Here is a 20,139-nt window from a genome sequence, read left to right on the forward strand (position 1 = left end):
ATGGTCGAAGGAAGGGGTCGCTCGCGGCCCCTTTTTTTGGTTCAATGCAAATGGACGAGCTTGTCGGGATTGCGCACGACATAGATGCCGACGATGCGACCGTCCTCGATCTCGAGCGCGGTCGTCTGCACCTCGCCATCGGACTCGCGCGTAACGAAGCCCGGCAGGCCGTTGATCATGCCGGTGTGGAGCAAGGTCGAGCCATATTTGCCGAACAGCACCGCAAGGCTGCGGTGGACCTTCATCACCGTGTCGAAGCCGAGCACCGGAACGACCGCCGCGGGGCGCTTGCCGCCGCCGTCGGACCACATGCCGACGTCGGCGGCAAGGAGCGCGCCGAGTGCCGCCATGTCGCCGCTGCGCGAGGCGGCGAAGAAGGCCTCGGCGATTTCGAGTCCGCGCGCCTTTTCGAGCTTGTAGCGCGGGCGCGCCTCGCGGACGTGGGTGCGGGCGCGCGCGGCGAGCTGGCGCGCTGCGGCGGCGTCGCGGCCGATCGTCGCCGCGACCTCGTCGAAACCGACGCCGAAAACGTCGTGGAGCAGGAAAGCCGCGCGCTCCAAGGGGGAGAGCCGTTCGAGCGCGAGCATCAACGGCAGCGTCACGTCATCCGCAGGCTCGTCCTCGACGAGCGGTTCGGGAAGCCACGGGCCGACATAGGTCTCGCGCCGCGCCCGCGCCGATTTCAGCTGGTCGAGGCACAGCCGCGTCACGGTGCGGCGCAACCACGCCTCGGGCACCGCGATCGCGTCGCGATCGGCGCCGAGCCAGCGGATGAAGGCATCCTGCACGACATCCTCGGCATCGGCGACCGACCCCAGCATACGATAGGCGACGCGGACGAGCAGCGGACGCAGCGGGTCGAAACGCGCCGCCGCGTCCGCCGCGTCACGGGTGCCTCGCGCCTCCTCCATCAGGCAGCCTTGGCCGGGGCGCCGCCTTCGTACCAGAGGCCGAAGCCGACCGCGATGCGGTTCCAGCCGTTGATGATGTTGATCATCAGCGTCAGTTTCATCTGTTCCTCCGGCGTGAATTCAGCCTCGATCGCCTCCTTGGCAGCCTTGTGTGTGTGCCCCTGCGACAGCCCCGTCAAGGCGTCGGTCCAGGCGAGCGCGGCACGTTCGCGCGGCGTGTAGCAGGGCGCCTCGTGCCACGCGGCGAGCAGGTAGATGCGCTGTTCGCTCTCGCCTGCGGCGCGTGCTTCGGCGGTGTGCATATTGATGCAATTGGCGCAGCCGTTGACGATCGACGCGCGAATCTTGACGAGTTCGATCAGGCTCTTCTCGAGGCTGTCCTGCACCGCGAGCGAAGTCGCCATCCACTGCTTCATCAGCTGCGGCGCGGCGGCGAAGGGGTCGGTTACCTTGGTCATGTCCATGCTCCTTGGTTTGGGTTGCACCGATATGACGAGGCGGGATGCGCCGCTGTGACATGCGCCGCGAAAAAAATTCGCGCCGAGGGAGAAATCGGGTAGTTTGCGCCACCGACAGTAAAGGAAGGGGCGTGCCATGAAGTTTCTCGATGGTTTCACCGAACAGGCCTATGCGTTGCTGCGTATCGTTTCGGGCCTGTTGTTCCTCGCGCATGGCGTGCAGAAATTCCTGAACTTTCCGACCGATTTTCCGATGCCGCTCAATCCGATGCTCTATGCGGCGGGCACGATCGAGCTGGTCGCGGGCGCGCTCATCGTCCTCGGCCTGTTCACGCGCCCCGCTGCCTTTATCGCGAGCGGCATGGCGGCGGTCGGCTATTGGGTCGTCCACGGCAGCCAGAGCCCCTATCCGATCGTCAACGGCGGCGAGACGATCGTCCTCTACTGCTTCCTCTTCCTGTTCATCGCGACGCGCGGCGCGGGAATCTGGAGCGTCGACGGCGCGCGCAAGGCATAGAAGGCCGGCAAGTTTAGAAAGGCCGGTAGCGACCGATGGACGACGATCGGCATTTCATAACCTTGTCATTCCCGCGAAAGCGGGAGTGACAAAGAGAGAGGGACGGCCGCTTCCCACCCCAAAGCCGACATTCCCATAAATGCCGCGGCCTCTACGCCCCCGGCCCCTCATAGGCTTCGACGATCCGCCCGACGACCGGATGGCGAACGACGTCGGCGCTGGTGAAGCGGCTGACGCTGATCCCCTCCACACCCTCGAGCCGCGCGACCGCGTCGGCAAGACCCGAGGTTGCGGGCGCGGGCAGATCGACCTGCTTGGGGTCGCCGCAGATGACCATGCGGCTGTTCATGCCGAAGCGGGTCAGGAACATCTTCATCTGCGGGATCGTCGTATTCTGCGCTTCGTCGAGGATGATGAAGGCATCGGCGAGCGTGCGGCCGCGCATGAAGGCCAAAGGCGCAATCTCGATCTCGCCGCTCGCGATACGGCGCTCGACCTGCTCGGCGGGCAGACAGTCGTGGAGCGCGTCGTAGAGCGGACGCAGATAGGGATCGACCTTTTCCTTCATGTCGCCGGGAAGGAAGCCCAGCTTCTCCCCCGCCTCGACCGCGGGGCGCGACAGGATCAGGCGCTGGACGCTGCCGGTGATCAGCTGCGCGACTGCCTGCGCGACCGCGAGATAGGTCTTGCCGGTGCCCGCGGGGCCGAGCGCGAAGATCACATCGTCGCGCGCGATCGCCTGCATATAGGGGATCTGTGACGGCGCGCGGGGGACGATCGTCTTCTTGCGCGTGCGGATCATCACCGGCGGCGCCTCGGTCGCCTCGTGGCGGATGATGCCGTCAAGCGTCGGCTGCGCCGACATCGCGATCACCGCATCGACGAGCCCAGCGTCGACCTCTTCGCCGCGCTCGATGCGGGCATAAAGGTCGGTGAGCACGTCGCGGGCGCGCGCCGCCGCCTCGGCCTCGCCCTCGATCTGCACGCGGTTGCCGCGCGCCGAGATATAGACGCCGAGGCGGTTTTCGATCGCGACAAGATTGCGGTCGAATTCGCCGAAGAGGATGCCGAGAAGCTGTGTCCTTTCAAATTCGGCCGTCAGTCGAACGCGGTCGCCGGGTTCGGCGGGGGCAGCGGCGGTCATCGGGCGTTTGGACACGTGGGCAGGGCTCCTCAGCTGGCAATATATTCTGTGTACTCCCGCGAAGGCGGGAGTCCATCACTGATGCTCTCCAAATTCGGCGGACGGAGATGGGTCCCCGCCTTCGCGGGGACACACGAACCCCGAACCGGCATCAGGCGACCGTCTCCAGCACCGGCTCGGCGCCGAGGCTGTTCGGACCCGCCGAGATGATGCGCACATCGACCATATCGCCGATGGCGAATCCCGGCGCAGTGACGTGGACTGACTGGAGCCACGGCGACTTGCCGATCAGCTGGCCGTCGTGCTTGCCTGTGCGTTCGAGCAGCAGGCGCGTCGTGCGGCCGACGGTCGCCTCGTTGAACGCTTGCTGCTGTTCGTTGAGCAGCGCCTGGAGCCGCTGGAGGCGGTCGTTCATCACCGCTTCGCTGACCTGACCTTCCATCGCCGCGGCGGGGGTGCCGGGGCGGCGCGAATATTTGAAGCTGTAGGCCATCGCGTAGTTGGTCGCGCGGACGATATCGAGCGTCGCCTGAAAATCCTCTTCGGTTTCGCCCGGAAAGCCGACGATGAAATCGCCCGAGATCGCGATGTCGGGGCGCGCGGCGCGGACGCGCTCGATGACCTTCAGATAGGATTCGACGCTGTGGCTGCGGTTCATCGCCGCAAGGATGCGGTCGCTGCCCGCCTGCACCGGCAGGTGGAGGAAGGGCATCAGCTTCGCGACCTCGCCATGTGCGGCGATCAGCCCGTCGGTCATGTCATTGGGGTGGCTGGTCGTATAGCGGATGCGTTCGAGCCCATCCTCCTTCGCGAGTTCGCGGATCAGCCCGTCGAGCCCGATCGCCCGCCCCTTGTCGTCCTCGCCGTCCCACGCGTTGACATTCTGCCCGAGCAGCGTGATTTCGCGCACCCCGCCTTCGACGAGCGCGCGCGCTTCGGCGATCAGGTCGGCGAAGGGCCGGCTGATTTCGGCGCCCCGCGTATAGGGGACGACGCAATAGGTGCAGAATTTGTCGCAGCCTTCCTGCACGGTCAGAAAGGCGGTCGGGCGCTGGCCGCCGGCGCGCTTCGGCAGCGCGCCGAACTTGCTCTCCGCCGGCATGTCGAGATCGACCGCTTTCTCGCCGCGCCCGGCGCGCGCGATCAGCTCGGGCAGGCGGTGATAGGCCTGCGGCCCGACAACGACGTCGACGCTCGGCGCGCGGCGCGCAATCTCGGCGCCCTCGGCCTGCGCGACGCAGCCCGCGACGGCGATCGTCGGGCGGGTGCCGTCGTCGCGCTTCAGCCGGCCGATGTCCGAATAGACTTTCTCGGCCGCCTTTTCGCGGATGTGGCAGGTGTTGAGCACGACGAGATCGGCATCGGCGCCGTCGGCGGCGGGCACATAGCCCTCGGCGCCGAGCATCTCGGCCATGCGCTCGCCGTCATAGACGTTCATCTGGCAGCCGAAAGATTTGACGCGATAGGTTCTGGGGGAGTCGGATTTCATCGCGCCGCTATAGGCGATGCGCGTGACGGGCGGAAGGGCGGTCCGCCACAGCCTGCGTTGCGGCGATCGCGCGGCGCGCCGCTTCGCTGATTGCCTTGCGGTCGTGCGTCGTTTCATAGGGCAGCGGATCGAGATAGTGGATCGTCAGCCAGATCGGACGTTTGCGCGCGATCAGCCGCTTGAAATTGTCGAGCCCCGATTCGGGGTCCTGCCACGAAATGTCGGTCGCATCCTCGCCATAGTCGAGGAACACCGGCTGGACGCGCACCCCGGGCGGCGGCGGCGTCACCGCGGCGAAGAGCGAGGCGCGGAACGGCAGCAGCCCGTCGCCCGGCCCCGTCGTGCCCTCGGGAAACAGCGTGACCGGCTGGCCGCGCTTCAGCGCGCCGCGCAGGCTGCTGGCCTGATTGTGGATGTCGCGCCGCGCCTCGCGCTCGACATAGACGGTGTTGTTCTGGTCGGCGAGCCAGCCGACGAGCGGCACCGTCTCGATATCGGCGCGCGACACGAAGGCCGACCGCGCCGCGCCGCCGAGCGCCAATATATCGAGCCAGCTCAGATGATTGGCGGCGAACAGCACATTGCGCTTCAGCCTTTTGCCCGTCGTGCGGATGCGCAGGCCCGCGATCCAGCCGGCGGCGTTGAGGAACGCCATCACCATCGGCGAGGGGCGCCCGGCGGCGCGGTAGCAGAGGTGCGGAACGATCAGGAAGAGCAGCGCCAGCACCATCGCGGTGAAGCGCAGGACCGAACGCCAGGTGACCGGAGCGCGATCAGTCGCGCTTGCGATCGAGGGAGACACCATAAAGTTCCATGCGGTGGTCGACGAGCCGGTATCCGAGCCGCTCGGCGATCACCTTTTGCAGCGCTTCGAGTTCGGGATCGACGAATTCGACGACCTTGCCCGTCTCGACGTCGATCAGATGGTCGTGATGCGCCTCGGGTGCCGCCTCATAGCGCGAGCGGCCGTCGCCGAAATCGTGGCGGTCGAGAATCCCCGCCTCCTCGAACAGGCGTACGGTGCGGTAAACGGTGGCGATCGAAATGCCGCTGTCGATCGCCGAGGCGCGTTCATAGAGCGTCTCGACGTCGGGATGATCCTCGGAATCGGAGATCACGCGCGCGATGATCCGGCGCTGTTCGGTGATCCGCAGACCCTTTTCGTGGCACAGGGCTTCAAGGTCGATCGTTCCGGACATGCGGGCCTTTCCTGCTGATGCGCAGTCGTGTCGTTTATGACACCTGTATAAGGTCGCTCAGCGCATAGAACAAGGGCGGCACCCGCTGCGCCGTCCCCGTTCCAAATCGTTGAAAGCCGGTCCTATACGACCTTCTTGCGCTTCCGTCCGCCACCGCGACCCTTGGTACCGAGGCCGATTTCCTTGGCCAGCGCGCGGCGCTTTTCGGCATAGTTGGGCGCGACCATCGGATAGTCGGCGGGCAGCCCCCATTTGGCGCGATAATCGTCGGGGGTCATCCCGTAGTGCGTCATCAGGTGGCGGCGGAGCATTTTCAGCTTCTTGCCGTCTTCCAGACAGACGATGTGATCGGGCTTTACCGACGCGCGGATCGAGACCGCCGGCACCGGCTTTTCTTCCTCGACCGGCTGATTGCCCAGTCCCGACAAGGCGCTGTGGACATTATTGATCAGCATGGCGAGATCGGAAATCGCGACGCTGTTGTTGCTGACATGCGCGGCGACGATATCTGCCGTCAAAGTGACGAGCATTTCATTGGTATCAGATTGTTCCGACATTTCGGAGATTCCTTATTGGGCGACCCGGAGAACACAGACAGGAAATAGTGATGTCATTTCTTGCCCGTGATACATTCATGCCATTATGGCACCAGTTTCGCAATGGAGGATTGGCGCGGTTCGGGCGTTCACGCGCGCCGCATCGTAATCGCATCGCGAACGACACCGTCGCGGCCGCGATAATATTGCCGCCGGCGTCCGCACTCCGCGAAACCTGCGGTTTCATACAGATGAACTGCCTCGTTATCGGCACGCATTTCGAGAAAATATTCATTTACGCCCTTATTGGCGGCCCAACGCATCCAGTCGTCGAGCAGGCGGCGGCCGACCCCGCGACCGCGCCACGCGGGATCGACCGCGAGCAGCAGCAGTTCGCTCTCCGGCCCCGCGATCCGCGCCGCCGAAAAGCCGCACGGCACCTCGCCGTCCCAAGCCAGGCACACGCGCGCCGTAGACAGCGCGAACAGGGTAGCAAGCTGCGCGGTGCTCCACGCTTCGCCATAGGCGGGATCGAAGGCCGCCTCCATCACCCGCATCACCGCGCCGGTGTCGGCGATGCGCGCGTCGGAAAGGCGGATTTCGCCGCTCATCGCGCCGCCATCGGTCTGGCGTCGGGAGCGCGCCCGTAAATCGGGCTGGGATCGTCGAACAGCGCGCTATCGGGCAGCGCCGCAAAGCTGCGCGCATCGGGAAGCAGGGGCAGCGCCCGTCCCGCGCCGCGGCGCGCGACGAAGGCCTCGGCGCGGTTGCCGATCACGAGCGGATCGGCCGCCGCAACCGCCGCGTCGGGAAGCAGCGAGCGCACCGCTCCGCGCGGGGCCAGGTCGGCAGCAAAAGGCTGGACGAACCATTGCCCGTGCCCGCCCTCCATCGCGACGAGCGCACCGCCCGCCTCGCGAATCGCATCGGCCGCCCCCGCCGCGACGAGCGCGAGGGTCGAAAAGCCGCGGACCGGCACGCCCCAGCCGAGCGCGAGCGCACGCGCCGCCGCGACCCCGATGCGCACCCCGGCAAAGCTGCCCGGGCCGCAGCCGACCGCGAGTCCGTCGGCGCGCGCGCCATCCGCCAGCTCGGCGATCAGCGGCACCAGCCGCTCGGCATGGCCGCGGCCGATGACTTCGTGGCGATGGTCGGCGAGCAGCCCGTCGTCGAACAGCGCCACCGAACAGGCCTCGCTTGCCGAATCGACGACCAGGGTTCGCATCGGTGCCCGCCCGCGGCCTCAGTCGATGCGATTGAAGCGCGCGAAATCGGGACGCGGGCTGCGCTCGAAGATGCTCGCGGGGTCGCCATAGCCGAGCGTCGAGATGAAATTGCTCTTCACATTCGGCGTGTCGGCAAAGAAGGCGGCGTCGACCGCGGCATTGTCGAAGCCCGACATCGGCCCGGTGTCGAGCCCGAGCGCACGCGCCGCCAGGATGAAATAGGCACCCTGCAGGCTCGAATTGCGAAAGGCGGTGACCTCGGCGAGCGGCGCATTGCCCGCGAACCAGCTGCGTGCATCGGTGTGCGGGAAAAATTCGGGCAGATGCTCGAAAAACTCATGATCCATCGCGATGATCGCGGTGACCGGGGCTTTCAGTATCTTCTCGCCGTTCGCGGGCATGGCGAGCGCGGCGAGCTTTGCCTTCGCTTCGTCCGAGACGCACCAGACGATCCGCGCCGGCAGGCTGTTCGCGCTCGTCGGGCCGAACTTCATCAGGTCCCAGATCGCGCGCAGCTGCGCCTCGCTCACCGGCTTGTCGAGATAGCCATTATAGGTGCGCGCGGTGCGAAACAGCTGGTCGAGGGCGCCATCGGGCAGCGGCTCGCTCATCGGGCAATCTCCTGTTGCTGGGATGGAAATCCGCGGCGATCAGACGGCGTGAACCGCGGTCACCTCGGGAACATAATGTTTGAGCAGCGCCTCGATGCCATTCTTCAGCGTCGCCGTCGAGGACGGACAGCCGGCGCACGCACCCTGCATCTTCAGATAGACATTGCCCTTGTCGAAACCGCGATAGACGATGTCGCCGCCGTCGTTGGCGACCGCAGGGCGGACGCGCGTTTCGATCAGTTCCTTGATCTGGTCGACGATGTCGGCGTCGGCGGGATCGTCGGCGAAACCGCCCTCCTCCTCGGCCGGAACCGCGAAGCCGGCGCGCGCGGGGTGAAAGAGCGGCATATCGGCGAGAAAATGATCCATCACGATGCCGAGCACGTCGGGCTTCACATCGGCCCATTCGGCACCCGGCGCGATCGTCACCGAGACGAAGTCGCGGCCGAAGAAAACGCCGGTGACGTCGCCGAGCGAAAAGAGCGCGGTCGCAAGCGGCGAAGCCTCGGCCTCTTCGGGGCTCGCAAAGTCGCGCGTCCCCGCTTCCATCACCGGCCGGCCGGGCAGGAATTTGAGCGTCGCCGGGTTGGGCGTCGATTCGGTTTCGATCAGCATGGGCTGCATGTGGGGCGCCAGGCGACTTTGTGCAAGGCACCGCACATGCGCTAAGGCGATGCGATGCGCCGCTTCACCCATTTCGCCGCCCTCGACTGGTCGGGCGCCCGCGGCGAGCGGCAGCGCGGGATCGCGCTTGCGGTGGCGAGCGGGGCGGCCGCGCCGGCGCTCATCCGGCCGGGACATGTCTGGTCGCGCGCCGAGATCGCCGCCTGGCTGGAAGAGGTCGCGGCCTCTCGCGCCGACATGCTGATCGGCTTCGACTTTTCCGCCGCCTTCGCCTTTGCCGACCGCGGCGCCTATTTCCCCTTATGGTCCGAAAGTCCCCCGGACATCCGTGCGCTCTGGGCGCTCGTCGAGCGGCTCGCGGGCGGCGATCCGCACCTCGAATCCGGCGCTTTCCTGGCCCACCGCGAGGCGCGCCGCCATTTCCGTCACGCGGCGGGCGATGTCGGCGACCTGTTCGAACCCGGCGCCGGGCGATTGCGGTGCGTCGAGTGGCATCAGCGCGCGACGCGGCAGGCCGCGAGCGTCAGCAATTTCAACCTCGTCGGCGCGGCGCAGGTCGGCAAGGCAAGCCTGTCGGGGATGCGCCTGCTCCATCGGCTCGGCGGCCGTATCCCGCTCTGGCCGCTCGATCCGGTGCCCGCGCGCGGCCCGCTGCTCGTCGAAATCTACACCAGTCTCGCCGCGCGCGCCGCCGGCGTGCCCCACGGACGCAGCAAGATTCACGACGGCGGCGCGCTCGACGCCGCGCTGGCGCAGCTCGGATCGCAGCCGGTCGGAATGAAGGGGCCGGTAAGCGACCATGCGAGCGATGCGCTGCTGGCCGCGGCGTGGCTGCGCGCGATCGCGGGCGAGGCGGCGATATGGACCCCTGCGCCCCTCACGCAGGCGATTGCCGACACCGAAGGCTGGACCTTCGGCATCATTTGACGCAAAGGGCCACAAGCGCCACGCCGGCTTAGCTCAGTTGGTAGAGCAACCGCCTTGTAAGCGGTAGGTCGTCGGTTCGAGTCCGACAGCCGGCACCAGCTTCCCGCACGGCCCCTGCCCGCCGCTCAAAGCGACGCGATGGGCCCCCGGACCGCGTCGAACTGCGCGGCGACATGCCGGCTATAGGGCAGGCCCGCCTCGCGGACCACCAGCTCGTCTCCCTCCCATTCGACGATGCCGCGCCGTTCGAAATCGCGAAAGGTGGCGCGAATGTCCGCGGGCTCGGCATCGTCGAACCGGGATCGGCCGCGGCACAGGATGTCGCGGATGTGCCGCCCGCGACGCTGCTGCGCCGGACCGACCCGAACGCCGCGCACGGCGGCCAAATGCCCCGCGCCGACAAGATCCCGATAAAGGCCCGAGCGCTTTTCGTTCTGGACGATCAGGTCGGGAAAGCCGCTGATCGCGCTGGCGCCGAAGCCGATGAGCACTGCGGCATCGTCTTCGGTAAAACCCTGAAAGTTGCGATTCACCCTGCCCTCGCGCGCGGCGATGGCGAGCGGGTCGCCCGGCCGTGCGAAATGATCGAAGCCGATCGCGGTATAACCCGCGGCGGTCAGGCGGCCGTGGCCGTGCGCGGCCTGGCGAAAGCGCTGCTCGTGGCCGGGCAGGCAGCGCGCGTCGATGCGGCGCTGGCGCGGGATCATCGCGGGCAGATGGGCATAGCCGAACAGCGCGATGCGGCTCGGTGCGAGGCGGACCGTTTCGTCGAGCGTCGCGTCGAGATCGGCGAGCGTCTGCCCCGGAAGCCCATACATCAGGTCGAAATTGATCGCCTCGATTCCGCGCAGCCGCAGCGCCGCCACCGCCGCCTCGATCTCGGCGAGCGGCTGGATGCGCCCGATCGCCGCCTGAATCTGAGGCGAAAAGGTCTGCACCCCCATGCTGACGCGCGTCACCTTTGCCGCGGCGAGCACGAGCGCCCATTCGGCGGTGAAGCCGCGCGGGTCGATCTCGATCGAAATATCGGCGGTGCCGACGTCGAAGACGGTGGTAATGCGGTCGAGAAGGCGCACGAAATCGACCGGCGCGATCGCGTTGGGGCTGCCGCCGCCAAAGGCGATGCGCCGCACGCGCGCGCGGCCGCCGAGCCGCCTGGCGACGACCGCAATCTCGGCGCGAAGCGCGGTCAGATAGTCGGCGAGCCGTTGCCTGCGTCCCGCCGCGCCGGTGTTGCAGCCGCAATACCAGCAGATCTGTTCGCAATAGGGGATATGGACATAGAGCGACACCGGCGTCGCGGGCGCGACGCGGTCGAGCGCGGCGGCATAGTCGTCCGCACCGACATCCTCGGCGAATTCGAGCGCGGTCGGATAGCTCGTATAGCGCGGCACGGGCCGGGCGAGCAGGTCGGGATAATAGCTCCACATGGCATCGGACTAGGCGTGCCGCCCCGCCGCTGCATTGACCGGGATCAAGGTCCAGGGCGTGTCAGCAGCAACCGCCGCGCTTGCCGTCCTTTGCCTTGGTCCGCCGGTCGGTCACCGCATGGCACGCCTTGGCGCATTGATCGCCCTTGCCGCCCGGCGCCGCCGGATCGCCCGGAACGACGAGCAGATGCGCCCCGCCACCGCAGGCCGGGAGCAACAGCAGCTGCGCGTCGGCGGTGAGCGGCGCGATGGCGAGACCCGTCGCGGCGCCGAGCGAGGCGAAAGCGCGGCCGATCATGGTGCGGCGTCCGGTTCGTCATCGACGAAAATGCGCAGTGCGGCGCCGTCGAGATCGTCGAACTGGCCGCTGCGCAGCGACCAGAAGAAGGCCGCGAGGCCGAGCAGCCCCAAGCCGAGCGCGATCGGAATGAGGAGCAGCAGGCCGTTCATCGCAGGGCTCGTTTCAATCGCATCGCATTGCCGACGACGATCAGCGACGATCCCGACATGGCGATCGCGGCGATCAGCGGCGTGACGAGGCCGAACAGCGCGAGCGGCACCGCGACGATATTATAGCCGATCGCGAGCGCGAAATTCTGGCGCACGATCGCCTGCGTCCGCCGCGCCATCCGCAGCGTCTGCACCACCGGCATCAGCCGGTCGCCGAGGAAGATGCAATCGGCGGCATTCTTGCCCGCGTCGCTCGCCGACCCCGGCGCCATCGAGGCGTGTCCGGCCGCGAGAGCCGGCCCGTCGTTGAGCCCGTCGCCGATCATCAGCACCTTGTACCCGGCCGCGGTCTGGCGCGCAATTGCAGCGAGCTTGTCCTGCGGGCTCATCCCCGTCTGCGCGAGCACGCCGAGTTGGCGCGCGACGGGCGCCACCGCTTCGCCGCGATCGCCCGACAGGATCGTCGGCTCGATCCCGTCGCCGCGCAGCGCCGCGACCGCCTCGCGGGCGTCGGGGCGCAGTTCGTCGGCAAAGCGCACCAGTGCCAGCCGATCGCCATCGACCGCGAGTTCGCTGGCCAGCGCATCGTCGGCAAGGGCGTGCCGCGGTCGCCCGAGCGTGACGCTGTGGCCGTGCCATCGAGCCTCGACCCCGAAACCGGGTGTCTCGCGGGCGATCTCGATCGTTTCGGCATGGACGCCGCGCGCGACGAGGCTCCGCGTCAATGCCTCGCTGAGCGGATGACGGCTCGCCTGCGCGAGCGCGAGCAGGAGCGGGCCATAGACCGGGTCGACCGCGTCGAGATTGATCGCCACCGGCCGTCCGAGCGTCAGCGTCCCGGTCTTGTCGATCATCGCGCGGTCGACCTCGGCAAGCCGTTCGAGCGCCGAACCGTCCTTGACGAGCACGCCGATACGCATCAGCGCGCCCGCCGCGACGATCTGCGCCGCCGGCACGGCGAGGCCGAGCGCGCAGGGGCAGGTGATGATGAGCACCGCGACCGCGATCAGCAGGCTCTGGTGCCAACCCGCGCCTGCGACCATCCAGCCCGCGAAGGCGGCGAGCGCGAGCCCGTGCACCGCCGGCGCATAGAGCCGCGCGGCGCGGTCGGCGATACGGACGTAACGCGACTTGCCCTGCGCTGCCTCGCCCATCAGCCGCGCGATGTCGGCGATCGCGGTGTCGGCACCGGCAGCGGTGACGCGCACGCGGATCGGCGCGCCCAGATTGAGCGTGCCGGCGTGAACGGGGTCGCCGACATGCATCGCCTGCGGCGCGCTTTCGCCGGTGAGCAGCGACAGGTCGATCTGGCTCTCGCCCGCGGTGACGAGCCCGTCGGCGGCAAGCCGCTCGCCCGCGGCGACGAGCATCGCCATGCCGGGGACGAGCGCGGTCGCGTCGACCCAGCGCGGCGCGGCATCGCGCTCGATCACCATCGCGCCGGTCCCCATGTTGCGCAGCAGCGCGGTGACGCCGCCGCGCGCGCGGTCGCGCATCACGCTGTCGAGCCAGCGCCCGCAGAGGAGGAAGAAGAGCAGCATGACCGCGCCGTCGAAATAGGCGTGCACCCCATGCGTCGCGGTCTCGTAGAGGCTGAGGCCGGTCGCGAGCAGCACGCCGATGCTGATCGGCACGTCCATATTGGTATGCCGGTGCCGCAGCGCGCGCGCCGCCGAGCGGAAGAAGGGCCGCCCCGCATAGGCGATCGCCGGCAGCGCGATCGCCGCCGACAGCCAGTGAAACAGGTCGCGCGTCGCCCCCGCCGCACCCGACCAGACCGCCACCGACAGCAGCATGATGTTCATCGTCGCGAAGCCCGCGACCGCGACCGCGCGCAGCAGGTCGCGGCTGTTCGCCGCCCCGGGGTCCACCTCGCCCGCCGCATCGCCGATCGGGTGCGCCTCGAATCCGAGCAGCGAGAAGGCGCCGATCAGGTCGGGCATCGCCGCGTCGGGCGTGTGCGTCAGGTGGACACGCTTTTCGGTGAAGTTGACGCGCGCGGCGGCGATCCTCTTGTCGCGCACGAGCCCCTGTTCGAGCTTGGCGATGCAACTCGCGCAGCGGATGTCGGGAACCGCGAAATCGCGCTCGATCAGCGGCGTGGCGGCGGCGGCTGTCATTGCAGGTCGACCCGGTAGCGCGCTTCGTCGCCGCCGCGACGGACCGAGAGGTCGAGCCGCCAGCGCCCCGCCGGAACGCGCTCGCGCGATATAAGGACCCCGCCCGCGGCCGGAACGAAATGCACCGCCGTCGGCGGCGTGCGGCCGAGCGGATGGCTGAGCGTCGCGGTCACCGCCACCCCCGCGAGCGGGCGCCCCTCCTTGCCGATCGTCAGCTGCACCCGCCGGTCGGCGCCGAGCACGATCGTCGGGCTCCAACCGAGCCCGTCCTGCGCCGCGGCGCGCTGGAGCCATTCGTTATAGTGCTGGCTCGCGACATAGCTGTTCTCGACTACCGCACCGCCGAAGGTCGACAGCGCGAAGCGCGCCATGACGAAATTCACCGTCACCACCACCGCAAAGAAGGCGACGAGGATCGTCGTCATATGCCAGCCGGTGAAGGCTTTGTGCGCGCGCTCGGTCATTGTCCTGTCTCCGGCCGGTCGAACTGGATGGTTTCGCTGTCGCCGCGCGGGTCGCCGTCAAGGCCCCGCGTCGAAAGCGTGAAATCCTGCCGCGCCGGTCCGGCGCCGGGCGCCGCGACGAACAGCCGCGCGCGCGTGACGCTGTTGGCGGGCAGCGTCAGCTCGATACGCTGTCCGGCGCTTTCGCGCGCGCCGTCCTCGCTCCACAGCTTCGCGTCGCCGAGCCCCGTCATCGCGACTTCGACCCGGCGTGGGCGCGTTTCCATGTTGCGCAGCTTCACCGTATAGCTGTTGCGGATATGCCCGTCGGAAAGCTGGACATAGAGCGGGCTGCGATCGTGCTGGACGGCGAGGTCGAGCCTTATCCGCTGGCCGAGCGAAAACAGCATCGCGGCGCCGATCGCGCACCAGATCGAGAAGTAGACGATCGTGCGCGGGCGCAGCAGCGTCTGGCGCACCGGCCGCGCCGCACCGCCCGCCTTCTCCGTCGCCGCATCGTCGAGCGTGCAATAGTCGATCAGCCCGCGCGGGCGTCCGACCTGCGCCATCACCCCGTCGCACGCATCGATGCACAAGGCACAGGTGATACAGCCGATCTGCGGTCCTTCGCGAATGTCGATGCCGGTCGGACACACCGCGACGCACTGGTTGCAGTCGATGCAGTCGCCGAACGCGCCGGGATGCTTCTCGGCCTTCTTGACGCTGCCGCGCGGTTCGCCGCGGCAGTCCTTATAGGTCACGAGCAGCGATTTTTCGTCCATCATCGCGGTCTGGATGCGCGGCCAGGGGCACATATAGATGCACACCTGTTCGCGCAGGAAACCGCCGAGAATGAAAGTCGTCGCGGTGAGCAGCGCGACGGTGCCATAGGCGATGGGCGCCGCCTGCCCGGTCCAGAAATCGCGCGTCAGCGTCGGCGCGTCGGCGAAATAGAGAATCCACGCGCCACCGGTCCAGAAGGCGATCGCCAGATAGACCGCATATTTGAGCCCGCGCTTCACGATCTTTTCCGCCGTCCACGGACCGTTCGCGAGGCGGATCTGCGCGTTGCGATCGCCGTCGATCAGCCGGTCGACATGCTGGAACAGGTCGGTCCACACCGTCTGCGGACAGGCATAGCCGCACCAGGCGCGCCCGACGGCGCTGGTGACGAGGAACAGCCCGATCCCGGCCATGATGAGCAGGCCCGCGACATAATAAAATTCGTGCGGCCAGATTTCGATCTGGAACATGTAAAAGCGCCGGTGCGCGAGATCGACGAGCACCGCCTGATCGGGCGCGTATGCGCCGCGGTCCCAGCGCAGCCACGGCGTGACGTAATAGATCGCGAGCGTGACCGCCATCACCAGCCATTTGAAGCGGCGAAAGCGGCCGTCGACCTTCTTGGGATAAACGCCCTTGCGCGCTTCATAGAGCGAAGCGGGGCCGCCGGTCAGGTCTTCAGGGCTGGCCATCGGCTCCCTGCCCTTGCGCGGCGGCAACCGTCGCCGGTGCCCTTTCGCCGCCGCCGAGCGAATAGACATAGGCGGCGAGCATCTTGATCGTGACGGGATCGAGCCGCTCGCCCCAGCGCGGCATCACGCCGTTGCGCGGGTTGGCGACGGTCGCGGCGATGCTCGCGCGGTCGCCGCCATAGAGCCAGATCGCATCGGTCAGCTTCGGCGCGCCGACCTGCCGCCCGCCCCCGCCGTTCGCGCCGTGGCAGACGGCGCAATTCGCCTCGAACAGCGTCGCCCCGCGCGCCGAGGAGACGCTCGGCTTTTCCTGCCCGCTGATCACGCGCACATGGCTGACCACATCGGCGATCTGGCGCGCGCCGAGAATGGCGTCACGGCCGAAGGCGGGCATCAGGCTGGTGCGCGTCTCCGGATGCTCGGGGTTCCGGATGCCGTGGGTGATCGTATAGTCGATTCGATCGAGATCGCCGCCCCACAGCCAGTCGTCGTCGGTCAGGCTGGGGTAGAGTGTCTGCACTCCCGCGCCGCCCGACCCGTGACACTGGACGCAATGGACGCGAAACGCCGCCCCGCCGCCCTGCACCGCCGCCTGCATCAGCTCGGGCCGCGCGGGGAGTTCGGCGATCGGCGTCGCGGCGATCGCGTTCACCACGGGCGCGCGGCGCGTCGCATCGGCGGCAAGCTCCTGTTCGAGCTGGCCGCGGCTCGACCAGCCGATTACGCCCCTGGTCGCGCTGTTCACCATCGGCCACGCCGGATAGAGGACGACATAAACCGCCGCCCACGCGATGGTCAGATAGAAGGTCCACAGCCACCAGCGCGGCATCGGCGTGTCGAGTTCCTCGATGCCGTCCCATTCGTGACCGACGGTGCGCGTGCCCGTCGCTTCGTCGATACGCTGCTGCTCAGCCATGCTCGTCGTCCTTGAAGATCATCGTTGCGGCTTCGCGGTTGCGGTCGCGCGCGCCGCGGCGGAACGGCCAGGCGACCAGGCCGAGGAACAGCAGCGCCATGCACAGAAGGCCCCAACTGTCGGCAAAATGGCGAAGCTCGTTGTAGGTCATTGCGCCGCTCCCGCAGGGGCGGGCTCGACATGCGCCTGTTCCTGCGGCGCCGCCTTGTCGACGTCGACGAGGGTGCCGAGCATCTGGAGATAGGCGATCAGCGCATCCATTTCGGTCACGCGATAGGGGTCACCGTCGAAATCGCGCACCTGCACCTTCGGATAGCGCGTCGCGAGGTCGCCGGCGCCGGCATCGGGATCGGCCTGCGCGCGGATGTCGTCGTTCGCCTTGGCGATGTCGTCCTGCGTATAGGGAACCCCGACGCGATAGAGCGCGGTCAGATCGTTCGCCATGTCGCCGGTCTTCAGCTCGCGCTCGCCAAGAAAGGCATAGGGCGGCATGATCGATTCGGGCACGACGCTGCGCGGGTCGATCAGGTGCGCGCGGTGCCATTCGTCCGAATAGCGTCCGCCGACGCGCGCGAGGTCGGGCCCGGTGCGCTTCGACCCCCATTGGAAGGGGTGGTCGTACATGCTCTCGGCGGCGAGGCTGTAGTGGCCATAGCGCTCGACCTCGTCGCGGAACGGACGGATCATCTGGCTGTGGCAGGTATAGCAGCCTTCGCGCATATAGATGTTGCGCCCCGCCAGCTCGAGCGGGGTGTAGGGCCGCATTCCGTCGACCTTCTCGATCGTGTTGTCGATCCAGAACAGCGGCGCGATCTCGACGATGCCGCCGATCGCGACCGCCACGAGCGCGAACAGGCCGAGCAGCGAGACATTGCGTTCGAGCTTCCTGTGGCTGAAGCGTGGTTCGGCAGGTTGGGTGGCCATCGACTAGGCGCTCCTCATTCGGCGGGAACGGGCGCGAGCGGGCGGTCCGCCGCGGCGTTGTAAGGGGTTTCGGTCATCGGCTTTTCGGCGCGGACCTTGCCCGCGAGCGTCGCCCAGACGTTGACGAGCATGATCACGAAGCCCGCGAGATAAAGCGCGCCGCCCGCCGCGCGGATCAGATACATCGGGTGCATCGCCGCGACGCTTTCGGCAAAGCTGTAGACGAGGTAGCCGTCGGCGCCATATTCGCGCCACATCAGCCCCTGCATGATCCCCGCCACCCACATCGAGGCGGCGTAGAAAACGATGCCGACGGTCGCGAGCCAGAAGTGCCAGTTGACCATGCGCAGGCTGTAAAGACGCGGACGGCCCCACAGGCGCGGCACCAGATAATAGAGGCTGGCGAAGGTGATCATGCCGTTCCAGCCGAGCGCGCCCGAATGGACATGGCCGATCGTCCAGTCGGTATAGTGCGACATCGAATTGACCCATTTGATCGACATCATCGGGCCTTCGAAGGTGCTCATCCCGTAGAAGGCGAGCGCCATCACCATCATGCGGATGATCGGGTCGGTGCGGATCTTGTCCCACGCGCCGTTCAGCGTCATCAGCCCGTTGATCATGCCGCCCCAGCTCGGCATCCACAGCATCACCGAGAACACCATGCCGAGCGTCTGCGCCCAGTCGGGAAGCGCGGTGTAGTGAAGATGATGCGGCCCCGCCCAGATGTAGAGGAAGATCAGCGACCAGAAGTGGATGATCGACAGGCGATAGCTGTAGACGGGGCGTTCGGCCTGCTTGGGCACGAAATAATACATCATCGCGAGGAAGCCCGCGGTCAGGAAAAAGCCGACCGCATTGTGGCCGTACCACCATTGGGTCAGCGCATCCTGCACGCCTGCGAAGGCGGCATAGCTCTTCGATCCGAAGAGGCTCGCGGGCATCGACAGATTGTTGACGATGTGGAGCATCGCGATGGTGATGATGAAGCTCAAATAGAACCAGTTCGCGACATAGATATGCGGTTCGCGCCGCTTGACGATCGTGCCGACGAACACCGCGAGATAGGCGACCCAGACGATCGTCAGCCACAGGTCGACATACCATTCGGGCTCGGCATATTCGCGCGCCTCGGTAACGCCCATCAGATAGCCGGTCGCCGCGAGGACGATGAAGAGCTGGTATCCCCAGAAGACGAAGCGCGCGAGCGCCGGAAAGGCGAGCCGCGCGCGGCAGGTGCGCTGGACGACGTAAAAGCTCGTCGCGATCAGCGCATTGCCGCCGAAGGCGAAGATCACCGCCGAGGTATGGAGCGGCCTCAGGCGCCCGAAGGTCGTATATTCGAGATTGAGGTTGAGCGCGGGAAAGGCGAGCTGGAGCGCGATATAGAGCCCCGCCGCCATCCCCGCGGTTCCCCAGAACAGCGTCGCAATCGCCCCCCAGCGGATCGGGTCGTCGTCATAGACGCCCTCGTCACCGGGCATCTTCAATATCCCGCGCGCGATCGCGTCGAAATCGGCGCGCGACACCGTCGCCCACAGCGCGATCAGGCAGGCGGCAGCGACAATCCCCATATGGACGGCAAAGGGCGCGTCGGCCGCGGCCGCGGCCATGACGAGCGCGAGCAGCGCCAGCGCCATCCATCCCCCCGCCTTTGAAACCAGACTGTCCATGTACGAATCCCCGCTCGGCGCGGCCGCGCGGGGCCGCCTGTCGGGCCCGCCATGGACGCACGGGCGCCGCGAAACATTGATACCGATCAACGAAAGTTTTGCGCCGCATCAATGTCGTGCAATTGCGGCGGGCGCAGAGGGGTTCCGGCAACAGAGGAGCCCGAGAAAAATGAAAACGCCTGTTCTTCCCTTATTCGCCCTCGCCGCTGCGGCGGCGGTTCCCGGTCAGGCCGCTGCAAAGCAGGGCGACGTCCAGCTCAAGCTGCTCGCGACGCTCGTCGCGCCCGACGGCAAGATCAGCGACGTCGAACTGGACGCGATCGGTCTGCCCGCGGGAACGCAGACCAGGGCGAACGACAATGTCACCCCGACGATCGCGATCGAATATTTCGTCGCCGGCCATGTCTCGATCGAGACGATCGCGGGGGTGACGCAGCACGACGTCGACGGGCGCGGGGCGCTCGATGGCGCCGAGCTGGTGTCCGACGCGAAGATCGTGCCCGCGACCTTGACGCTCAAATATCATTTCGGCGCCGACGGCGGCATCCGGCCCTATGTCGGCGCGGGTCCGAGCTATTTCATCTTCATCGACGAAAAACCCGGTGCGGCGGCCGTCGCCCTCGGCGCGACGCGGCAGAAGATGGACGACAGCTTCGGCGTCGCGCTGCAAGCGGGGGTCGATGTTCCCCTGAACGCCAAGGGGCTGGGGCTGACGCTCGATGCCAAGCGCTATTTCCTGCGCCCGACCGCGCACTGGTATGCCGGAACGACCGAAGTGCTGCGCACCGAGCACAAGCTCGATCCATGGGTGATCAGCGCGGGCGTCGCGTATCGCTTCTGAGGCGGGCTTCAAAGCCGCCTGACCCATCGCCGCGCGGTCGCCAATCGCGATCGCGCGGTGCGCTGGGGGCGGCGAAAGTCCGGAAATCGCGCGGTGCCCGATGTCGTGGATGAGAACCCCGAGCAAACGTCCGTGATCGACGCGCGACCCTATGCGTGCGGCTTTTATTAGCGCGTGGGAGACGCGCAGCCCCCCGCATCGCGACGTTCGCATATAATTGCGGAT

General features: G+C 67.4%; 24 protein-coding genes and 1 tRNA gene. 4 read left to right on the forward strand and 21 right to left on the reverse strand.

The window, feature by feature from the left end:
• Positions 1-41: 41 nt before the first annotated feature.
• Complete coding sequence (locus tag KNJ79_RS15675) at positions 42-911, reverse strand: sigma-70 family RNA polymerase sigma factor (protein ID WP_317151776.1); 870 nt, start codon at positions 909-911, stop codon at positions 42-44.
• The gene (locus KNJ79_RS15680) at positions 911-1,369 is read right to left on the reverse strand and encodes a carboxymuconolactone decarboxylase family protein (protein WP_317151777.1); all 459 of its coding nucleotides are present in this window, start codon (positions 1,367-1,369) and stop codon (positions 911-913) included. Before KNJ79_RS15680 ends, KNJ79_RS15675 begins: the two co-directional genes overlap by 1 nt.
• Positions 1,370-1,505: 136 nt before the next feature.
• Between KNJ79_RS15680 and KNJ79_RS15685 the strand changes: the two genes are divergently transcribed.
• The gene (locus KNJ79_RS15685) at positions 1,506-1,886 is read left to right on the forward strand and encodes a DoxX family protein (protein WP_317151778.1); all 381 of its coding nucleotides are present in this window, start codon (positions 1,506-1,508) and stop codon (positions 1,884-1,886) included.
• A 151-nt stretch (positions 1,887-2,037) separates the two neighbouring features.
• Here the strand turns inward: KNJ79_RS15685 and KNJ79_RS15690 are convergent, their stop codons facing one another.
• The 9 genes from KNJ79_RS15690 to KNJ79_RS15730 all read right to left on the reverse strand — a co-directional run bounded on the left by KNJ79_RS15690 (position 2,038) and on the right by KNJ79_RS15730 (position 8,706).
• Positions 2,038-3,030, reverse strand: coding sequence for a PhoH family protein (locus KNJ79_RS15690; protein ID WP_245836946.1), 993 nt, complete (start codon positions 3,028-3,030; stop codon positions 2,038-2,040).
• A 151-nt stretch (positions 3,031-3,181) separates the two neighbouring features.
• Positions 3,182-4,519: a tRNA (N6-isopentenyl adenosine(37)-C2)-methylthiotransferase MiaB gene (miaB, locus tag KNJ79_RS15695; RefSeq protein ID WP_317151779.1), complete on the reverse strand. Its 1,338-nt coding sequence runs from the start codon at positions 4,517-4,519 to the stop codon at positions 3,182-3,184.
• A 7-nt stretch (positions 4,520-4,526) separates the two neighbouring features.
• Complete coding sequence (locus KNJ79_RS15700; RefSeq protein ID WP_317151780.1) at positions 4,527-5,324, reverse strand: lysophospholipid acyltransferase family protein; 798 nt, start codon at positions 5,322-5,324, stop codon at positions 4,527-4,529.
• A complete protein-coding gene (locus KNJ79_RS15705; protein ID WP_089217320.1) occupies positions 5,293-5,718 on the reverse strand; it encodes a Fur family transcriptional regulator in 426 nt (141 codons plus the stop codon). The genes KNJ79_RS15700 and KNJ79_RS15705 overlap by 32 nt, the downstream gene beginning before the upstream one ends.
• 122 nt (positions 5,719-5,840) lie before the next feature.
• Positions 5,841-6,275, reverse strand: coding sequence for a MucR family transcriptional regulator (locus KNJ79_RS15710; protein ID WP_089217319.1), 435 nt, complete (start codon positions 6,273-6,275; stop codon positions 5,841-5,843).
• A gap of 128 nt (positions 6,276-6,403) precedes the next feature.
• Positions 6,404-6,865, reverse strand: a complete 462-nt coding sequence (locus KNJ79_RS15715) for a GNAT family N-acetyltransferase (protein WP_245836940.1) — start codon at positions 6,863-6,865, stop codon at positions 6,404-6,406.
• Positions 6,862-7,479 (reverse strand): tRNA (adenosine(37)-N6)-threonylcarbamoyltransferase complex dimerization subunit type 1 TsaB, encoded by a 618-nt coding sequence (gene tsaB / locus KNJ79_RS15720; RefSeq protein ID WP_317151781.1) that lies wholly within the window; start codon positions 7,477-7,479, stop codon positions 6,862-6,864. Before tsaB ends, KNJ79_RS15715 begins: the two co-directional genes overlap by 4 nt.
• Before the next feature lie 18 nt (positions 7,480-7,497).
• The gene (locus tag KNJ79_RS15725) at positions 7,498-8,091 is read right to left on the reverse strand and encodes a malonic semialdehyde reductase (RefSeq protein ID WP_317151782.1); all 594 of its coding nucleotides are present in this window, start codon (positions 8,089-8,091) and stop codon (positions 7,498-7,500) included.
• A 39-nt stretch (positions 8,092-8,130) separates the two neighbouring features.
• Positions 8,131-8,706 carry a NifU family protein gene (locus KNJ79_RS15730; protein ID WP_089217316.1) on the reverse strand — a complete coding sequence of 192 codons (576 nt, stop codon included), beginning with the start codon at positions 8,704-8,706 and terminating at the stop codon, positions 8,131-8,133.
• Positions 8,707-8,769: 63 nt separating this feature from the next.
• On the opposite strand from KNJ79_RS15730, the gene KNJ79_RS15735 reads away from it, so the two are divergent.
• Both KNJ79_RS15735 and KNJ79_RS15740 read left to right on the forward strand, forming a co-directional pair.
• Positions 8,770-9,642, forward strand: coding sequence for a hypothetical protein (locus KNJ79_RS15735; protein ID WP_317151783.1), 873 nt, complete (start codon positions 8,770-8,772; stop codon positions 9,640-9,642).
• Between the two features lie 22 nt (positions 9,643-9,664).
• Positions 9,665-9,740 (forward strand) — tRNA-Thr (locus KNJ79_RS15740).
• A 27-nt stretch (positions 9,741-9,767) separates the two neighbouring features.
• On the opposite strand, the gene hemN is transcribed toward KNJ79_RS15740, so the two are convergent.
• From hemN to ccoN, 10 genes are all read right to left on the reverse strand, one after another.
• Positions 9,768-11,072: an oxygen-independent coproporphyrinogen III oxidase gene (gene hemN, locus KNJ79_RS15745; RefSeq protein ID WP_317151784.1), complete on the reverse strand. Its 1,305-nt coding sequence runs from the start codon at positions 11,070-11,072 to the stop codon at positions 9,768-9,770.
• A 61-nt stretch (positions 11,073-11,133) separates the two neighbouring features.
• Complete coding sequence (locus KNJ79_RS15750) at positions 11,134-11,370, reverse strand: hypothetical protein (RefSeq protein WP_317151785.1); 237 nt, start codon at positions 11,368-11,370, stop codon at positions 11,134-11,136.
• A complete protein-coding gene (gene ccoS, locus KNJ79_RS15755) occupies positions 11,367-11,522 on the reverse strand; it encodes a cbb3-type cytochrome oxidase assembly protein CcoS (RefSeq protein ID WP_317151786.1) in 156 nt (51 codons plus the stop codon). Before ccoS ends, KNJ79_RS15750 begins: the two co-directional genes overlap by 4 nt.
• Entirely contained in the window at positions 11,519-13,642 is a 2,124-nt protein-coding gene (locus tag KNJ79_RS15760) for a heavy metal translocating P-type ATPase (protein WP_317151787.1), read from the reverse strand. The genes ccoS and KNJ79_RS15760 overlap by 4 nt, the downstream gene beginning before the upstream one ends.
• Positions 13,639-14,106 (reverse strand): FixH family protein, encoded by a 468-nt coding sequence (locus KNJ79_RS15765; protein ID WP_317151788.1) that lies wholly within the window; start codon positions 14,104-14,106, stop codon positions 13,639-13,641. Before KNJ79_RS15765 ends, KNJ79_RS15760 begins: the two co-directional genes overlap by 4 nt.
• Entirely contained in the window at positions 14,103-15,560 is a 1,458-nt protein-coding gene (ccoG, locus tag KNJ79_RS15770) for a cytochrome c oxidase accessory protein CcoG (RefSeq protein WP_317151789.1), read from the reverse strand. The genes KNJ79_RS15765 and ccoG overlap by 4 nt, the downstream gene beginning before the upstream one ends.
• Complete coding sequence (gene ccoP / locus KNJ79_RS15775; protein WP_317151790.1) at positions 15,547-16,476, reverse strand: cytochrome-c oxidase, cbb3-type subunit III; 930 nt, start codon at positions 16,474-16,476, stop codon at positions 15,547-15,549. The genes ccoG and ccoP overlap by 14 nt, the downstream gene beginning before the upstream one ends.
• A complete protein-coding gene (locus KNJ79_RS15780) occupies positions 16,469-16,627 on the reverse strand; it encodes a cbb3-type cytochrome oxidase subunit 3 (protein ID WP_089217307.1) in 159 nt (52 codons plus the stop codon). Before KNJ79_RS15780 ends, ccoP begins: the two co-directional genes overlap by 8 nt.
• Positions 16,624-17,400: a cytochrome-c oxidase, cbb3-type subunit II gene (gene ccoO, locus KNJ79_RS15785; protein ID WP_317151791.1), complete on the reverse strand. Its 777-nt coding sequence runs from the start codon at positions 17,398-17,400 to the stop codon at positions 16,624-16,626. Before ccoO ends, KNJ79_RS15780 begins: the two co-directional genes overlap by 4 nt.
• Positions 17,401-17,414: 14 nt before the next feature.
• Positions 17,415-19,073 carry a cytochrome-c oxidase, cbb3-type subunit I gene (ccoN, locus tag KNJ79_RS15790; RefSeq protein ID WP_089217305.1) on the reverse strand — a complete coding sequence of 553 codons (1,659 nt, stop codon included), beginning with the start codon at positions 19,071-19,073 and terminating at the stop codon, positions 17,415-17,417.
• Positions 19,074-19,242: 169 nt separating this feature from the next.
• On the opposite strand from ccoN, the gene KNJ79_RS15795 reads away from it, so the two are divergent.
• Entirely contained in the window at positions 19,243-19,914 is a 672-nt protein-coding gene (locus tag KNJ79_RS15795; RefSeq protein WP_317151792.1) for an OmpW/AlkL family protein, read from the forward strand.
• Positions 19,915-20,139 lie beyond the last annotated feature (225 nt).

The organism is Sphingopyxis indica, from assembly GCF_032879645.1.
Taxonomy (GTDB): Bacteria; Pseudomonadota; Alphaproteobacteria; order Sphingomonadales; family Sphingomonadaceae; genus Sphingopyxis; species Sphingopyxis indica.

What these genes read in the sequence shown, in the direction of transcription:
- KNJ79_RS15675 (WP_317151776.1), bottom strand. Translation starts at nt 911, where the DNA reads ATGGAGGAGGCGCGAGGCACCCGTGACGCGGCGGACGCGGCGGCGCGT.
- KNJ79_RS15680 (WP_317151777.1), bottom strand. Translation starts at nt 1,369, where the DNA reads ATGACCAAGGTAACCGACCCCTTCGCCGCCGCGCCGCAGCTGATGAAG.
- KNJ79_RS15685 (WP_317151778.1), top strand. Translation starts at nt 1,506, where the DNA reads ATGAAGTTTCTCGATGGTTTCACCGAACAGGCCTATGCGTTGCTGCGT.
- KNJ79_RS15690 (WP_245836946.1), bottom strand. Translation starts at nt 3,030, where the DNA reads ATGACCGCCGCTGCCCCCGCCGAACCCGGCGACCGCGTTCGACTGACG.
- miaB (WP_317151779.1), bottom strand. Translation starts at nt 4,519, where the DNA reads ATGAAATCCGACTCCCCCAGAACCTATCGCGTCAAATCTTTCGGCTGC.
- KNJ79_RS15700 (WP_317151780.1), bottom strand. Translation starts at nt 5,324, where the DNA reads ATGGTGTCTCCCTCGATCGCAAGCGCGACTGATCGCGCTCCGGTCACC.
- KNJ79_RS15705 (WP_089217320.1), bottom strand. Translation starts at nt 5,718, where the DNA reads ATGTCCGGAACGATCGACCTTGAAGCCCTGTGCCACGAAAAGGGTCTG.
- KNJ79_RS15710 (WP_089217319.1), bottom strand. Translation starts at nt 6,275, where the DNA reads ATGTCGGAACAATCTGATACCAATGAAATGCTCGTCACTTTGACGGCA.
- KNJ79_RS15715 (WP_245836940.1), bottom strand. Translation starts at nt 6,865, where the DNA reads ATGAGCGGCGAAATCCGCCTTTCCGACGCGCGCATCGCCGACACCGGC.
- tsaB (WP_317151781.1), bottom strand. Translation starts at nt 7,479, where the DNA reads ATGCGAACCCTGGTCGTCGATTCGGCAAGCGAGGCCTGTTCGGTGGCG.
- KNJ79_RS15725 (WP_317151782.1), bottom strand. Translation starts at nt 8,091, where the DNA reads ATGAGCGAGCCGCTGCCCGATGGCGCCCTCGACCAGCTGTTTCGCACC.
- KNJ79_RS15730 (WP_089217316.1), bottom strand. Translation starts at nt 8,706, where the DNA reads ATGCTGATCGAAACCGAATCGACGCCCAACCCGGCGACGCTCAAATTC.
- KNJ79_RS15735 (WP_317151783.1), top strand. Translation starts at nt 8,770, where the DNA reads ATGCGCCGCTTCACCCATTTCGCCGCCCTCGACTGGTCGGGCGCCCGC.
- hemN (WP_317151784.1), bottom strand. Translation starts at nt 11,072, where the DNA reads ATGTGGAGCTATTATCCCGACCTGCTCGCCCGGCCCGTGCCGCGCTAT.
- KNJ79_RS15750 (WP_317151785.1), bottom strand. Translation starts at nt 11,370, where the DNA reads ATGATCGGCCGCGCTTTCGCCTCGCTCGGCGCCGCGACGGGTCTCGCC.
- ccoS (WP_317151786.1), bottom strand. Translation starts at nt 11,522, where the DNA reads ATGAACGGCCTGCTGCTCCTCATTCCGATCGCGCTCGGCTTGGGGCTG.
- KNJ79_RS15760 (WP_317151787.1), bottom strand. Translation starts at nt 13,642, where the DNA reads ATGACAGCCGCCGCCGCCACGCCGCTGATCGAGCGCGATTTCGCGGTT.
- KNJ79_RS15765 (WP_317151788.1), bottom strand. Translation starts at nt 14,106, where the DNA reads ATGACCGAGCGCGCGCACAAAGCCTTCACCGGCTGGCATATGACGACG.
- ccoG (WP_317151789.1), bottom strand. Translation starts at nt 15,560, where the DNA reads ATGGCCAGCCCTGAAGACCTGACCGGCGGCCCCGCTTCGCTCTATGAA.
- ccoP (WP_317151790.1), bottom strand. Translation starts at nt 16,476, where the DNA reads ATGGCTGAGCAGCAGCGTATCGACGAAGCGACGGGCACGCGCACCGTC.
- KNJ79_RS15780 (WP_089217307.1), bottom strand. Translation starts at nt 16,627, where the DNA reads ATGACCTACAACGAGCTTCGCCATTTTGCCGACAGTTGGGGCCTTCTG.
- ccoO (WP_317151791.1), bottom strand. Translation starts at nt 17,400, where the DNA reads ATGGCCACCCAACCTGCCGAACCACGCTTCAGCCACAGGAAGCTCGAA.
- ccoN (WP_089217305.1), bottom strand. Translation starts at nt 19,073, where the DNA reads ATGGACAGTCTGGTTTCAAAGGCGGGGGGATGGATGGCGCTGGCGCTG.
- KNJ79_RS15795 (WP_317151792.1), top strand. Translation starts at nt 19,243, where the DNA reads ATGAAAACGCCTGTTCTTCCCTTATTCGCCCTCGCCGCTGCGGCGGCG.